The 15,965-nt window shown below is 70.6% G+C and carries 7 protein-coding genes; 1 reads left to right on the forward strand and 6 read right to left on the reverse strand.

Annotated elements, in window-relative coordinates:
• Positions 1-116: 116 nt before the first annotated feature.
• From V6U81_RS25470 to V6U81_RS25490, 5 genes are all read right to left on the reverse strand, one after another.
• The gene (locus V6U81_RS25470; RefSeq protein ID WP_334492832.1) at positions 117-4,652 is read right to left on the reverse strand and encodes a hypothetical protein; all 4,536 of its coding nucleotides are present in this window, start codon (positions 4,650-4,652) and stop codon (positions 117-119) included.
• A gap of 7 nt (positions 4,653-4,659) precedes the next feature.
• Positions 4,660-7,683, reverse strand: a complete 3,024-nt coding sequence (locus tag V6U81_RS25475) for a hypothetical protein (protein ID WP_334492833.1) — start codon at positions 7,681-7,683, stop codon at positions 4,660-4,662.
• Complete coding sequence (locus tag V6U81_RS25480) at positions 7,680-11,114, reverse strand: DUF6603 domain-containing protein (RefSeq protein WP_334492835.1); 3,435 nt, start codon at positions 11,112-11,114, stop codon at positions 7,680-7,682. Before V6U81_RS25480 ends, V6U81_RS25475 begins: the two co-directional genes overlap by 4 nt.
• 16 nt (positions 11,115-11,130) lie before the next feature.
• A complete protein-coding gene (locus tag V6U81_RS25485; protein WP_334492837.1) occupies positions 11,131-12,978 on the reverse strand; it encodes a phospholipase D-like domain-containing protein in 1,848 nt (615 codons plus the stop codon).
• A 142-nt stretch (positions 12,979-13,120) separates the two neighbouring features.
• Positions 13,121-13,984, reverse strand: coding sequence for a peptidoglycan-binding domain-containing protein (locus tag V6U81_RS25490; protein ID WP_334492839.1), 864 nt, complete (start codon positions 13,982-13,984; stop codon positions 13,121-13,123).
• Positions 13,985-14,720: 736 nt separating this feature from the next.
• Between V6U81_RS25490 and V6U81_RS25495 the strand changes: the two genes are divergently transcribed.
• Positions 14,721-15,410 (forward strand): hypothetical protein, encoded by a 690-nt coding sequence (locus tag V6U81_RS25495; RefSeq protein ID WP_334492841.1) that lies wholly within the window; start codon positions 14,721-14,723, stop codon positions 15,408-15,410.
• Positions 15,411-15,523: 113 nt separating this feature from the next.
• Here the strand turns inward: V6U81_RS25495 and V6U81_RS25500 are convergent, their stop codons facing one another.
• Positions 15,524-15,805, reverse strand: coding sequence for a YrhB domain-containing protein (locus V6U81_RS25500; protein ID WP_334492842.1), 282 nt, complete (start codon positions 15,803-15,805; stop codon positions 15,524-15,526).
• Positions 15,806-15,965: the final 160 nt, after the last annotated feature.

Genomic DNA, 15,965 nt, shown 5'->3' on the forward strand with positions numbered 1-15,965 from the left:
CCCGGCCGGCCCCGACGCCGGTGCGACTGTGTCCAGCCGTGGCGCGTCAGGCATCTTGTGGTCCCTTCTAGGGTCGTGCGGGTGGGGGAGAGGGGTTGGCCGGGCGCTATGCGCGGTCAGGCCAGTGGGGCTCCCCGTCCGGTCAGGAAATCGGTCGCGACGGTGACTCCCCTGCCGTTGTAGGCCAGGTACGTTGCGGGCAGGAACTGGCCCGACTCCTGCAACGAGTCGAGGTCGACCATCCGTAGCTTTGCCAGGTCGAGGGTGTCGTCGACGGTCGCGCGTAGCGTCTGCAAGGTCCACTCCTCGCCGGGTCGCGGTGGCACCGCGAGGAGGATGGCCTGCGGCGGGGCGGCGTTGGGCTGGTCGTAGTGCAGCGCCAGACCCGTCGTCTTCGCTCGTGCGGGCAGCACCTCGCTGTACTGCTCGATCATCAGACCGGTCATGGTGCCGGCCGCTCGCAGTTGCCCAGCGGGTAGCAACGCCACCAGCGAGACCCGCCCGGCCGGTGGTGTGGTGCCGAAGGGTAGCCCCACCCAGCGGTCTCCGGGAGTGGCGGGGAGCTGGGCGACCTTGAAGGCGAGCGGGTCGACGCCGCCGAGCACGTCGGCGTAGAGCATCAGATCGTTCAACCGTTGGGCACCGTCACGAACTCTGGCGAGTTGCTGGAACCAGCGGGTGACGCCGAAGGGGTCGCCGGCCAGCAACGACTCGGTGGCGGGGAACCCGACGTCGACCTGGGTCCCGTTGCCGACGGGCGGCGCGGTGTAGCGGGGCAGGGCCTGGAAGTCGGTGCCGAGGACCGTGCGGAGCCGGGTGAGCGCGTCGGCGACGCGACCGGCGGTGTCGCCGGGGGCCGGCGCGGACAATGCGTCGAGCTGGCTGATCCGGCGGCGTACCTCAGCGGCGGCGACCGCGGCCTGCGCCAGCAGGTCGGTGCGGGCCGCGGGTGTGTCGCCGGACGCGGACACCGGCACGGCGCCCGAGACGCCGAGCGCGTTGGCCGCCAGCAGCGCCGCCCGCAACGGTTCGCCGGCGGGTGCGACCATCGCGGCGGCCAGGGCGCCGCCCGCGGCGTGCAGCGCGGCGGTGGCGGCGTCCGCACGGGCCCACAGATCGGCGAGGTCGACGGTGGCGATGCCGGGTGTCTCGGGCAGCGACAGGTCGTCGGGGGTCACCGGGCGGCCGCCGGCCAGCGTTTCCCGCATCGCCTGGGCCAGCTCCATCAGCTCGAGCAGGCCGATCTTGTAGGGAAGTTCGGGTTGCCGGCTGGCCGTCACCTGGATCCGGGCATCCGCCGGGACGCCGGCGGGTCTGGTCCGCGCCGCGTGGTAGACGATGCGCCGCTCCAGTTCGGACAGCTGATGCTGTTCGGTTGCCACGGCCGCGTACACCACGTCCAGCGGGGACAGCGCCGGTGTGAGCTGGTCGAGCGTGCGTTCCTCTTCGGCGAGCGCGGTCCCGCTGACAGGGTCGAGGTAGCGCACCCGGTAGTGGACCCGCTTCGGGTCGCCCAGCAGCCGGCCCGCCCAGGCGTCGAGCCGCGGGTCCGCCGCGGCGCGGCGGGCGTAGGCGGGGTCCGGGGTCCAACCGGGCGCGGCGGTGAGGTCGCCGGGCAGCAGTACCACCAGCCGGTGGGTGACGGCGGTCCCGGAGTGCGGGGTGTAGACGGCTTCCAGTTCCGGCAGTGCGCCATCGGGGTGGGCGGCGGCACGTAGGGCCGCGGCGGCGCGATCGGCGTTGCCACGGCCGAGTTGGAAGACGCCTTCGGTGAGCAGGATGTCGCCCACCGCGTCGACGGCGTCGTCGAGCTGCTCGAACACCGGCTGCAGGGCGGCGCTGGTCGGCCAGTTGGGGGCGGTGCTGCGTTCGGCGGCCACCCAGCGCCGGTGCAGGTCGAGCCCGTCGGCGACGTTGCGTGTCGCCACCGCCTCGGCGGCTGCTCCGGGCGGTGCGGTGCCGGTGACCGGCAGTGGGGCCAGGGTACGGAAGTCGTCGATGAACCTGCCGAGGCCCCGTTCCTGCAGCATCCGCTCGAAGCGGTAGCCGAGCAGGGCTCCGAGTTGTTGGCCGGCGCGGACCCCGTCGAGCAGCCCCAGGGCCAGCCGGACCCGATCGGATGACAGGTCGATGCCGAACGGGTGGCGGGTGCCGGCGCCGCCGGGGTGGGAGCGGTAGCCGCTGGCGAGGATGGCGGCCGCGGTCGCGTGGGCCGGTGACGGGGTGTGGACGTAGCCGGCGCTGGAGCCGCCGTCGCCGCGGCGGATGTCCTCCACCATGCCGTACGCGCCGAGGTGCACTCCGCCGGTGCCCTGCGCGCCCCGGATGGCGTGCAGCCGGCGCTGCGCGAACGAGGTGATCCACGCATCCAGGCGGTACGCGCTCAGGTCGAGGGTCTCTGCGGCGGCCTGCTCCAGGACGTGCACGGGCGCGCCGATGAGCCCGTCGATCGCCGTCTTGACGGCGGCCAGCGGCGGCTGCGGGTTCGCGTCGAGCAGTTCGCCTTTCGCCACTCCGGTGGCGGAGGTGGCAGTGAGCCGTTCCCAGGCCATGCGCGGCCTGGGCGCGGTGAGGTTGTCGTCGATCTCGTCGATGCCGTACAGGGCCGGTTCGCCGCCCTGCCACGGGTCACTCGGTTCCATCCGCCCTGCGGCGAACAGGTAGGCCACCAGCAGCGAGTGGCGCAGCAGCAGGTACAGCAAGGGCCGCTCGTCCAGCGGGAACGCGTCCTGGCGCAGGTCCTGCCAGCCGGCGTCGCGCAGCAGGGTGAGCCAGTCGGCCGCCGGCGGCTGGGAGCGGTCACCACCGGACTGCACCAGTGCGAACGGCACTGGGAAGTAGTTCGCGGCGAACACTGTCCGGGCAAGGTTCGGCTGGGCGCCGGCCAGGCCGTGCGCGTCGAGCACGGCACGAGCCAGAGCGGCCTGTTCCGTGCGCCATTCCGCGGACAGGCGGTTGCCGATGAACCGCCACGCCGCGTCGACGAAGGACATGTCGAGGACGCTGCGGCCACGGAAGCTCACCGAGGTGGGCTGCAACGACAGCACCGTCAGCAGAGGATTCTCGTCGGAAGCTGCGCCGGGGGACTGGTCACCGATGCGGGGCACCGACGCCACGGAGTCCCTCCAGATCGGACGAAGCGAGTCGCGCAGGAAGGCCGCGAGCGCGGCGACGGGCGGCTCCTCGTCGCGGGGCGCCCACCGGTCCAGGGGCAGGACCGGCAGCAGGCCGTACGGCTGCTCGCCGACGCGCAGCACTGGCTGGGGGCCGGCACCACGCACCCAATCGGTGAAGTGTTCGCGAACCGGTTCGACGGCCTCGGGCGGGACGACCGGCGCGAACATGTGCGCCAGGAAGTAGCCCCACGTGGCCGGCCACAGGGCGGTGTTCATCTCGCGGCGGGCACGGCGCAGTGCGGCGCCGTCGTCCGCGGCGGGTGTCGCGGAGAACACCGCGGCGTCGGGTGCGGCCAGTCCGAGTGCCCAGGCGGTGGCGGCGGCGTTGCCGTCGGCGGCGGTCGTGGCTGGCGTGTCGGGCGGACGGACGGCGCCAGCGGGGCCGCTGCCGGTGCCGGTGTCCGGTGTGAGGTTCGTCGGGGCGCCTTCATTGAGGAACCCGATCCCTCGCGTGTAGCGGTGCGCGGCAAGGGCGTTGGCGAGTTCGTGGGCGCCCTGCTCGGGGGTGAGTGACGTTTCGGCGCCCACGACGACGAGCCGGGCGATGCGCTGGGGCGGCGGGTCCGGCAACCGCATCTTCAGCGCCATGCCCCGGGCCTGCGCCTCGGCGAAGTCCACCAACCAGCTCATCCCCGGGTCCTGGCTGGGGTCGGTGCCAGTGGCGGCCAGATCCGGGCCGATGGGCAGTTCGAACGGGATGGGCTGGCCGTGCTGCTGGGCGATGACATTCCCGGCGTCGTCGTAGGCGGTCGCGTACAGCCGTCGGGGCAGCAGTCGACTGCGGGCCGCTCGCGCCCACGGGTTGTCTCGTATCGCGACGGCGCCGGAGAGGGTGGCGTGGACGATCCACTCGGCGCGCGGCACCCCGAAGCGGGTGGTCAGGTCGAGCCACACCTCCTCACGGTCGGCGGCGTCGCGGTAGCGGCGTCCGAGTTCGGCTTCCTCCTGGGTGAGCCGTTCATCATGGCTGTGCACGTGCACCGTGTCCGGCAATGCCCGTACCCACAGTTCCCGCCCGTCGGCCATGAACCGTGTCTGTACACCGAGTGGCAGCAGCGCCACCGGCGCGGCGGACAGCCGCAGCCTGTCCTCCAGCAGGACGGTCGCCGTGGCGCTGATGCCGTTCCTGGTACGCACGCGTACCTGCTTGGGGCCGGCGGCGCCGGTGCCGTCGGGAAACGCGAACCGGATCTGCCCGTCGGCCCAGGTGATGATCTGGGCCGACACGGCGGGCCCGCTGCCGGTGCTGACCAGGACCGCCGCGTCGGCGTCGCCGGCCGGGCCGAATCCGGTTCCGGTGGCGACGAGGTGGTCACCGGGCAGCGCCTGCGCGGGATCGTCGGGGCGCGCCGGCGCGCTGATCCGGGTGAGCGTCGGCGGTGGGGGCGGTGTGGGCTTGGCTGCCGGCGTCGGCTTCTGCGGCGGCGGGGTCACGGTGTCCTCGGCTTCTGCTTGCGGGGCGGGATCGCAGCACACCCGGTGATCAGAGGTTGGGCAGGGCGGTGCGGGCGTGGATGGCGACCCGCATCGGCCGCTGGTAGGTGATTGCGGCCATCTGGGCGGCGTCCGCGCCCCAGGTGGCGGTGGGCAGGGCGTGCCCGGACAGGACGGGCAGACTTGCCGGTGTGGTCCCTAGCGGCCCGACCACACCGATGTGGGTCACGTCGCCACCAGCGGGGCTGACGTGGGACCAGTCCAGGTCGGACCAACTGCTCGGCAGACCACGTGCCGGTCCGGCCGGTGCGGGCGGTTCGTCGAGTCCGAAGCGCGGTGCGGTGGGCTGTTCCTGAATGATGAAGAACCAGCCGAGGTCCCCGTGACCGCCGCGGGCGGCGTCGACGGTGAGGTCGAAGCCCAGGTAGGTGACATCGGGGTCGATCGTGCCGCGGAACTGGGGGTAGCGCTGCAGCGGTCCCGGGGTGGGTATGGGCTGCCCGTCGGGCCCCGACACGTGCGCGCCGAACGCGTCGAGTCGGGGTACCGCCTTGGCCGCGTACACGATGGTGTGTGGGTAGCGCAGCAGCAGCCGTCCCTTGACCATCAGCACGAGCATGTCGGGCCCACCGACCCCGGCGGCGTTGTGGCCGAGGTCCGCGGTCCAGCTCTCGATCGGTGGTAGTTGCGATGGCGGTCCGCCTACCTGGTCCGGGTTGCCGCGGGTGTCCCAGAAGCGGTCAGCGAAGGTGGCGCCCGGGTCGGTGGGCAGTCCCCGCCACAGCATCTCCCGGCTCAGTTCGTGGTTGAGCCCCGCCATGTAGGCCTCGATGAAGCTCGGGTTCCCGACCAGCACCGCGAGACTGTCGTCGGGGATGCCGTCGATGCCGGGCAGCATCATCTGGCCGTCCAGGGCGGTGAGCGGCCGGCTCATCGGCTGTGGGAAGCGGGGCGCGACCGCGCGGGGTCGCAGGGGATCGCCGACGGGCGGCGCGGGTGCCACGAGCCCGACCACTTCGCGGGCGACGGTCCGATCCGGCTCCAATTGTCCCCCCGCGCCCACCATTGCCGCGGCGACTGCGGGCAGGCTGAGCTCGGCGCCCTCTGCTGCCTGCGCCGGCACGGTGGCTGGCAGGTGTTGCAGCAGGAACTCGGTGGCCGCCTGGAAGCGGTTGTTGATGCCGCGCAGCCGGTCCCCGCGTCGGCCCGGTTCGTCGATCTGCCACCGGTCGTCCGCCGGCAGCAGCTCGGCCGCAGGGCTGGCCATCCGCGTAGCCAGGACGGCCGCGTGGGCGGGGGTGCCCGGCGCCGGCTCGGCCGAATCAGGGTCCGGCGGCGGGGTCTGATAGGGATCGTCGCCGAGGTAGAAGCCGCCGGCGTCGGGATCGTCTCCGGCGATCTTCTTCCAGCCGCCGCCGTGCGGCACGTTCTCGCGCAGGTGCTGCATGCGCGGCTTGCCGGGGCCGGTGCCGACCTCGTCGAAGTCGGCGCCGCCGCGCGGCGGCCGTATCGGTACCCGCAGCCGGCCGCGGGACAGCCCGGTGGTCAGTTCGGCGGTGACCTGCTGGGCCGATCCGGGTAGCCGCCGTCCCAGCGGACCTGCCGGGCGCGTCGCGCGACGAAACGGTGTGGAGAACGCCGCCTGCGGGAACACGCTGTCCTTGACGCTGGCCCGCAGGGTGTGACGAGCACCGGGGGCGGGCTGCGACCCGTCGGGCGCCACCCGGACCCGGCTGTGCACCGGCGCCGTGATCCGCACAGCTGTGTCGGGGGCCAGCCCGTCCAGATGTTTGTCCCGGACCGCCGCCGCCGTCGCCCGGGCCAGCTGCGCCTGGCGCAGCAGCCCGTTGGCCCGTTCCAGTTCGCCGGCCTGCTCCCAGGCCGAGGCCATCAGCTGTTCCTGGTTGTCCTGAACGACCCGGGCGCCCAGGGCCGCCGCAGCCCGCCACCCCGGGTCGAGGTTCAGCTCACGCAGCCACGGGCGGGCCGTGTCGGGCAGGGCATCGGGGATGCCGGCCTGGTATGCGCCGTAGATGGGTGGGCGCAGCACGGTGAGGTCCACGCCGGGCGGGGCGTCGATCACGTCCTCCAGCCGTTGCGCGAACGGCTCCTGCACGCCGGGCGGCCACTCCCGGTCGGGCAGCTCGGGTGAGGTGAGTGCACCCTCGAACGACAGTACGGTCGGCGCGGTCAGGTTCAGGTCGGCGAAGTCGGGGCCCGCGGTGGAGATGTCGACCGGCAACGCGCCGATGTCCGCGCCGACGGGCCGGGGACGCAACCGCCGCACCAGTGTCTCGAAGTCGCCGACCTCGGCCGTGGCGAACTCCCAGTGGTCGTACACCGGCAGCTCGACGTCCGCGGTCACGTCCTGCCAGCCGCCAGGTGGCGGCCAGGCAAGCTCGGCGCCCGCGACGACCGGCTGACGGAGCCCGGCCTGCACACCGGCGCGGTACACCGGCACGAGGCAGGCCACGTAGGCCGTGTGCGCCCGCAGCCGGCGGGGGCACACCAGCCGGGACAGGGTCAGCTCGGGGGAGCGCCCGTCCAGTGCCTGCTGCGGTGTTGCGGCATCCGCGGTGAGCTGTGCGTGCGCCCACGCCCACGACTCGGTCAGGTCGGGTAGCTCAGCACGGGCGTCGGCCGCGGCCAACCGCAGCGACGGCAGCGGCCGACGCGGGTCCACCACGATCTGCGCGACCTCCCGCCGCAGCACCACCAGCGTCAGCCACGGCCGGAGCTTGTCACCGCTCTGTCGCGGGCTGAACAACCACGGCAGCTCCGGCGCGTCGAACTCCACCAGGGGGAAGTAGTTGGGCTCGAAGTCGATGGTTCCCGGCCGCGGGTCCCGGCGGATGATCTGGCTGGGTTCCAGCCCGACTACGTCGCCCGGTCCGTACAGGCGCACCGTGCGGCTGACGTCTTCGGTGTCGGACTCGCCTCGTGCGACGGTGAGAGCCACGGGCACCCGCACCACCGTGTCACCTTCGGTCGTGGTGGCCTGCGTCGGGATGGCCGCGGCGAGCCCTTGCCGGGCCCAGGCGAGAAATCGGTACGTGCCCGCGGGGTCCGTCATACCAGCTCCAGTTCCTCTGCGCGTACGATCTGCAACTCGTCCCGGTCGGCCCGCGCGCGCAACCGCTCCGCGGCCGCGGTGTAGCTGCCGTCCAGCCCGTCCAGCGGGACCGGGTTGAGCGTGTCCCGGTCGACCACCACCCAGGTGGGCTCGGCCACGGCCGGCCCCGACGCCGGCGGTGCGAACTTCGCCCGCCCCTGCTCCCGCGACGGCGCCGTGCCGGCAGGCCCGTACTGGGCCGCAGCGGTCACCTCCCCGCCACCGGGGGAGTAGCGCTCCTCGAGCCGTTCCGCGGTGGGCTCGTCGATGTCGAGGATGACCGACTGTTCGTAGTCCAGCGGCAGGTCCTGCACGTACCCGACGGTGATCGCGGTGTGCGGGGCCAGCCGAACCCCGGAGATCATGCGCTCGTACGGGGGGCTGGCCAGCTTTTCCGCGTCACTCATCTGCCGGAACTGCGCGGGCGCGAAATGTTCCGTGGCGGGGCCGACGATGTCCAGGCCGCCGGCGGCCACGACGGCGAAGCGGTCGTAGTCCCTCGGGGGGACCGAGCCGAACAGGCCAAGGGTGCGCTCCAACGGCACCAGCTGCTGGGAGACCGTCAGCGCGCCGAGTGGGTGTGCGGTCAGCTCCCCGTCGCCGGCGCCGTCGCGCAGTACCACCAGTTGGCCGCTCTGCGCCGGCAGTTGTGCACTCCAGTTGGCGTCGGCGGTGAGGCTGTCGCGCAGGATTGGCCACACCTCCTGCCGCTCGATCACTGGGGCGTCCTCGGCGCGGCCGAACTGTGCCCGGAACGGCAGCGAGAAGCTCACGAAGAAGATCTTGAACGTGGCCTCGCCCCACAGCACCCACGGTGACGGCCCGGTCAGGTGCACATGGATGTTCAATCCCATCAGGGTGCTCGCCCCGCGCTTGAGTGCGAGCTGCGCGTATATTTCCGCGAGCAGCCGGAACGGCGCGAACTGGATCAGCGTGTCGAACCCGAGGTTGCCTTCGAGGCTGAACCCGCCGACCTGCACGGACAACTCGAGCCGTGCGCCCATCTGGACCGTGTTGGACGTCAGGGCGAAATACGTCTCCATCCGCAGCCGCGGGTTGGTCCCTGCAGACAGGGCCAGCGTCAAGCGGCGCAGCGCCGGGAAGCCGGCCGGGGGCCGGTACGCGGGGTGGAAACCGCCCACTGCCATGACGAAGTCGGGCTTCGCGCCCCAGTTGGCGCGTGCCGCCATGTCACCGGTCAGCGCGAACGGTCCGACCATCGAGTCGTACAGGGTGGCGTCGACCGAGAGCTCACTGCGGTCGAAGTCGACGACGCCGACCACGTCGAGATTGATGCTCACGATCGGGTGCTCGGGGTCCGGCAGCGCTGCCCGAATCCGCCCGAGGACGATCAGCCGCACCGGTGCCGGTAGCTCCAGGATCAGCGCGAGCTCGATCGTCACCAGGGTGACCGGGGCGCCCCAGCCGATCATCGCCATCGGCCCGAACACGTACTGGTCGACGGCGGGCGGGAAGACGGACTGCAGGGCGCTGACGAGCTGCGCGGCACGCGGCGTCGGGTCGTCCGGGGAGAACAAGATCGCATCGAGGGTGCGGTTGCGCACACCTGCGCGCAGCACGTCGACCGCGACGGTCCGGTTGATACCCAGCAGTCCCCCGACCGCATTGAGGGTGAACCCGAAGCCCAACTGGATCGGTGTGAAACCCGACGCCTGGACGATCACCAGCAGCGAGAAACCTCGCGAACCGTCCGGCAGATGTGTGGTGAGCAGCCCGATCGCGTTGAGCGTCAGCTTCTCGAACGTCAGGTGCAGCCCGCCGGCGTACTGCTCCTTGTCCGGGTCGAACATGAGGAAGCCGCCACCCGAGACGGCGGGTGAGTCGATCGCGAGGCCGACACCGCTGGGCGGCTTGAAGCCGAGGGCGAGCTGGGCCGGGCCCAGATTGCCGTCAGTAACGCCGGGGATCAGCTCGGCCGTCAGGCCGATCCGGTCGACGACGGCGGAGAGCGGGCCGAGCTTGAGGGACAGCCCGGCACCCAGCTCGAGCGAGATGCCGGACTCGTTTGCGGCCAGCGCGACGAGCAGCCGGTCGATGCCGAGCGGACCGAGCTGCAGTCCGACCGGCAGATCGCGCTGAAGCCCCGCACCACCGCTGATCCGCAGCCCGTGCCGGGCAGACCAGGCGATGCTCAGCTCAAACGGGACGGTGAAGCCGTCCGCCGGCAGCACGGTCGTAAGGAAGCCGTCGCCGGACGGTAGGACGCCGAGCCGGCCACCGGTCACCTCCAGGGCGACACCCACGTCGGAGCCGGTGACGGTGAGGGTCAACGCGAGCGAGGTGGCGGTCAGCCCGACGCCCGCGGCGTCCAGCAGGGTCACCACGTCGTGTCCCGGGGCGGGCAGCCGGCGTACGCCGATCCCGGCCCGGCTGTCGGCACCGAGCACCGGGCCGACGACGCTGACCTCGAAGCCCCCGGGCCGGATCGCGGCGACCGGGCCGCCGGCCAGGTCCGCCGCCCCGGTGACTTCGAGCGCGACGGCCGCGCCGAGCGGGATCTGCGCCTGCACCTCGCCGGAGACGAACGGCATGACGGCGAAACCGGGCGGCGCCCCGGCCACCGACACACCGGCACCGGTGAGCAGTATCCCGGCGATCGCGCTGACCTCGTCGTCGTCGGCGGTCCAGATGGGCACGCGGACGGCCACCGGCGGGTCGGTGGGCGCCCCTGCCGGCCAGAGCGCGGCGATCAGCGGCGCTTCGAGGTCCTCGACGACCGCGGCGACGTCGACCGACTGCGCCACCGCCTGCAGACGGAGGAGCAGTTCGTTGTGAGCGAGTCCCGCGCCGCCCCAGCCGTACACTTCGGTGAGCACGCTCGGCGGATTGTTCAGCAGCGCGGCCAGGCGCGGCCAGTGCACCACCACGCGCAGATAGTCGAGCTCGCGGGCGGCCGGGTCGACCGACCCGGCGGTCACCGGCCGGTACTCGATCAGGCCGAGCAGCACCGCGATCGCGTGGGTCATCTCATGGCGCAGGTTCAGGTACGTGGCGAGCAGCCGGTCGAACACCTCGGTGACGAAGCCGGCCGGCAGACGCTGGGCTATGCCGGAGAGCAGCTGCGGCAGCCGGGTCACCGTGCCGAGGACGTCGGGGGCGAGGACGAGCAGCGGCCGCAGGTCGTCGAGGGTGGGCTCGTGGTCCGCGGTGGCCCGCGCCAGGTCGTCGAGGGCGGCGGCGAGCCGGCCGAGCAGGTCCCGATCGGCGGCGCCGGCGCCGAGCGCGGATTGCGCCTCGGCTTCGGAGATCCGCATGCCGAAGGCCGAGAGGAAGCGGGTCAGCTCCTCCGGTGTGGTGAGCGCGGCGGCGAGCGGCTCCAGGACGTGACTGACCTCGATCAGGGCGCGCTCGGCAGTCGAACCGGCGGTCATCGGCTAATCCCCCCGTTCACAGCAGATGCGAGGTCCAGTCGGCCAGGGTCGTTCCCCAGTCGACGGTCTCCACGTCGATGCCGGGCACGTCGTCCAGCCTGCTGAGCATGGCGTCGAGCTCGGTCCGCGTCATGGTCGGCGTCCAGCTACCGACGCGCTTGGAGGCGGACTTGGTGAACGTCTCCCAGTAGTCGAGGGTGTTCGTACGCCCGCGTGGAAAGGTGCTGTACACCTCGTCGATCTCCCAGTGCGCCTTGCGATAACGGATCAGGTTGTTGGCGGCGTAGTAGGTCCGCGTCGGGTCGACGGCGCTCCACCGCAGGTAGCGGGGGTCGTTCTCGTCGTCCGGCTCGTTCTGCCACTTGCGGGCCGCCTTGATCCGCTGGATCTCGGGTACTGAGGTGAGCAGGATGTTGATCTCCGAGTCGGCGAAGCCGTCCAGCGACCGGCCGTTGAGGTTGGCGGATCCGACGAAGAGGCGTTCGTCATCGGCCACCGCGAACTTGGAGTGCACGTACGGCCGGGCCAAGCCGGTTTGCGGATTCCGCCGGGGGATCCAGATTCGTACCCGGGGATGGTCGACGAGGTCCCTGAGACACTGCACTTGCAGCAACAGCGACACCTTGTTGAACGGGTCGATGGTCAGCCCCAGCCTGCCGGCCTGGGCCAGCAGCTTCGCCCGGGTCGGCGGGTCGGTCTCCCGGGCGTACTGGTCGCGCAGCTTCGGCAGGTCGCTCCGCTGGCCGATCTCCTCCGAGTACGCCGGAAGGACCAGTGTCACGTGAAGGTCGTCCTCGGACTCCAGCTGGGCGACGATCCGCTTCGCGATGTCGGGGTGCCGGAAGTACTGGTTCTCGATGAACAGCCACTGCTCGGCACCGTCGATCAACGTTTCGTAGGTGCTGCGGATCTCAGTGAGGTACAAGCGGGAGATGGCTGAGAACATGGTCCACACGCCCTGGTTGTTGATCACCGCTTGCGGCATGGTGAGCTTGGTCTCGACGTTGTCGCTGAGCGGGTTGCCACCCACTTTGAGGTAGATATCGTCCTGGTCCAGCCTGTCTGCAGTGGTGACGCCGAAGTGGACGGTGTTGGCAAGCCGGTCGATCTCGTAGTCCCAACGGTCGGTGAAGTTCTTGAGCAGGCCGGTGGCGAGATCGCCACGCAGCCGGATCGCGGCGTCATGCCACACGGCATGCCCGCCGGCGACACTGCCGGCCAGATCCATCCCGCAGTAACCGGTCAGGTAGGGCGTGCCCTTCTTCTTGCCGGCCAGCAGCAGTGTCTTCTGGTGGTGCGAGCCGAGGGTGAACTGAGTCATGTTGCCGTATGCGCTGAGCTTTGCGCCCTTGGGCACGCGGGCGGCGAACTGGTTGGTCCAGAACGTCTGCGCCGCCTCCAGGATCCTCGGCGATGCCGGATGCCCGGGTCGGCCCCACGAGCCCAGGCGGCCAGCTTCGCTGAGCCAGCTCAGCGCGTAGCCGACGTCGTACTCGAGGTTGACGCAGATGACGATTTTCAGCTTCTGCGCGGCGACACCCTCACCGCCGATCTTGGCCGCGACCCGGCGCCAGAAATCCCGCACCCTACCGGCCAGCTCGGGCGCCGGCCCGGTCATGTTGGCGTTCCACAAGATGTAGCAGGCCGTGTTCGGCTCCTTGAGCACTTTGACGATGAGCTGCTCGAGGGTGAGCCCCGGGGCGATCGTAATGGCGGGCGAGATGGCCCAGCCGGTGATGAACATCTTCGTCTCGGTGGAGCCTTCCAACTCCGCCACGATGTCCGGGAACCAGTCGTCAGCATCGGCCAGGAACTGCACATCCTTGTCACGGAGCAATGGATCGTAGGGCCGGCGATTCGGCATGAGACCCCCCGGGGATGATGCAAAAGACTTTCACGTCCCGCCGCGAGATCAACAAGCCTGGTGTCGCTTACCCGACGCATCACCATTGGAGGCTGGCGCGCCGGCCGGCTACGACGGCCTCGTCGATCTCTTACGCGGGCGTCTAGTAACTGACCTCCACCCGCATCTTGGCCCAGGTGATCCGGCCGACGATCCCGTCGTCGCCGATGCCCTGCATCCGCTGGTACCAGCGGACCCCTGCCTCCGTGTGGGGGTCGAACGTTCCGGTCGGCTGTCCGCACTGCCGCTGCCCGATGAACCGCTGGATGAACGCCACGTCGTCGCCGCTCATCCCGCGCCGTACCGTCCGGGTCCCCGGGCGTTGGCCGGTCGGCTGCGGCGCCGGCTTCGGTTTGGTCGCCGCCCGCAGCTCGGCGACAGTCTTCGGGCCGACGATGCCGTCCACGGTCAGCTTTCCGGCTTTCTGGAAGCTGCGCACCCAGGCCAGCGTCGCCGGACCGAATTCACCGTCGACCGCCAGACGGGCGCCGACCTTGTTGGCCAGGATCTGGAGCTCCCGTACGTCGCTTCCCTTGCTGCCCTCGCGTAGCGTGCGGTCACCGAGCTTGGGAGCTTTCGAGTTGGCGATGCCCCAGGCGCGGTTGCTGTCCTCGCGGCTGGACGAGTGGCCGACGCTGATGTGGATGTGCTTGTCGTGCGGGTTGGGTCCGGTGTAGCGGGCGGCCCGGAACGCGCGGCTGCTGCTCCAGATGGTGCGGTCGAAGATGACGTACTCCGTCGATGGGTGCTGGATGCACCGGCAGACGACCAAGAGCGGGTCGATGCCGTCCTTGTCGATGTCGATAGCGTTGACCGAGCTGTCGTCCGCGTCCGGGTTGTGATCGGACTTGCGCGCCTGGTGGGCGGCGTCGCCGATCCAACCGTCGGACGTCCGGTCCCGGTTCGGCCAACGCTCGTTCACCTCGTCCCGTAGGACCCTGAGCGTCGGCGCCAGGTGGACTCCCACTGCCTACTCCTCCTCCTCGACCGCTGCGAGGTCGTACTCAACCAGTTCGCCGATGTGCGCCTCCGGGTTGTCGTCCTCCTCGAAGCAGGTGACGACGAGGTCCTCGACATCCGCGCTCATTTCCTGCCACCTCCGGGTCAACGGGTAGCCATGACTGTGCGACTGAAGATTTCTCAGCCGCAACGACCAGTCAGGTTTCTTGCACAACATCTGCCGGACCTGGCGATTCGTGCCGCTCAACGGCCTCCGGCCGTCGCGAATCGGCCGACCGTCCTCATACGAATGCTTGACCAGTGGCAACCGTTTATCGGACCTCGACTCCGGGGCGTCACACGCCACCCGGCGACCATGAGCTACGGCGACCGGGCGCGCCTGTAGACATCACCGGTGCCACCCCACCCCGAGCGGCGACGGGCTCGTGGGCACAAGGGACAGCCCGTCATCTGCCTCCTCGCCGACCTACACACCCGACTCGTGGGAGCCGGACCTGTTCGCTGACGCCACCGTCATCACAGCAGCACGACAGGTCCTCGCTCACCTCGGCGTTACCGTCGCCGACCCCCAATCCCACACCCACGGCCCAGCCGCCCTGCCGACGATCGCCGAGTACCTACCCCGCGTCATCGCCGCAGCCGGTTTCGGCGCCCGACGCACCTACGGCACCTACTGGCAGCGCATGGCCACCGTCTAGGGCGACCGACCGCGGGACGCAGTCGCGGCCAGCGACATCGCGGCCATGAGCGTGCACCGGATCATGGGTGCGATCCGTATGACGTACCTTCTGGTGATGGCGTACGCGGGTTCCCGAACTATGAATGTCGGAACCTGGTTGCTGCCCGAGGACGAAGACGCATTCGACATGGCGTTGCGCGACAAATTCCCTGGCGCCGCGTGGCGGTGCTCGCAACCGGGACCGTTGGGACTTCACCCAGTCCACCTGCACGACTCGCTGAGAAACGCGATGGCCTGCGGCGGCCGCGGAGTTCAGGCTTTCCTGCACCTGCCGATCGGCGCAAGCCTGCCGTCAACCGTCACGCTTGCCGACGGCGTCCCTCTGCCTGACGGGCCACCGGTGGCTGCCGTTGTTCAACTCCTGCGCTCGACGCGCCGACATGACCGCGGCGGTACCTACTGCGATCACGACGCTGGGTACCAGCACCCGGACGGTGGTGCATACTTTGATGCCGGCAGGCTGGCTGTTCGCTGGTTCGAAGACGAAGTCGATGCCGACACACACCAGGTTCTGCTGCGGCAGGCACGGGCGGTTCGGTCGGTACTGATAGCCACCACTCGTCCGGCTCACATCAAGGATCAGAATGGCATGCGCCTGACTGGCTACCGCATCGGTCCGGCCGCTCAGGCGATGGCCGAAGCGACGGGCGTCCTTCTTGGCCGCAGTGGTCTACAGCGGTTCCAGCTTGTCTGAGCCTGCCGGGATTTCGACGTCGGGCAACGCACTCAACTCGGCAGATCAGGATGCCGAGCGGTAGCGGCCGCCGTCACGCTCTGCCACGCGCGGATCGCGGCATGTCAGTGCGTTCATCCGAGGGCGGGCCGGCCCTCGGCGATCTGTTCTTCTACAGGCCGGCCGGACCAGGCCAGCCATGGGTCCGCGCCGGACTTGGGCACGACCACAGGCCCGTTGCCCACCAACGCGTCGGAGATGCGGCCTGACTCGATGAAGGCGCGGGACTGGTAGCCCACGGACCATGCGGTCTCGTGCTCCCGCGCTCCGGTGATCACCCATTCACCGGCGCGGATCTCGTCCATGCGGTCAGCGAGGAAGGCAAGTGCGATCTCGCGAGCCTCTTCAACGGTCATGCTCGTGACACTAACGCTGGAACGACTATGCAGGACCGAGCCAACGCGCTGTCATCAGCCAGAGTCGGACGTCCGAGAGCCTGGTCGAACGCGCGCGTCGCGGCTACTTAGAGACTTTCCGCAGGATCGATGTCCGGCCAGACTCGGTCCAGGTGCTCGG

This window comes from Micromonospora lacuserhaii (assembly GCF_036902735.1).
Lineage (GTDB): Bacteria > Actinomycetota > Actinomycetes > Mycobacteriales > Micromonosporaceae > Micromonospora.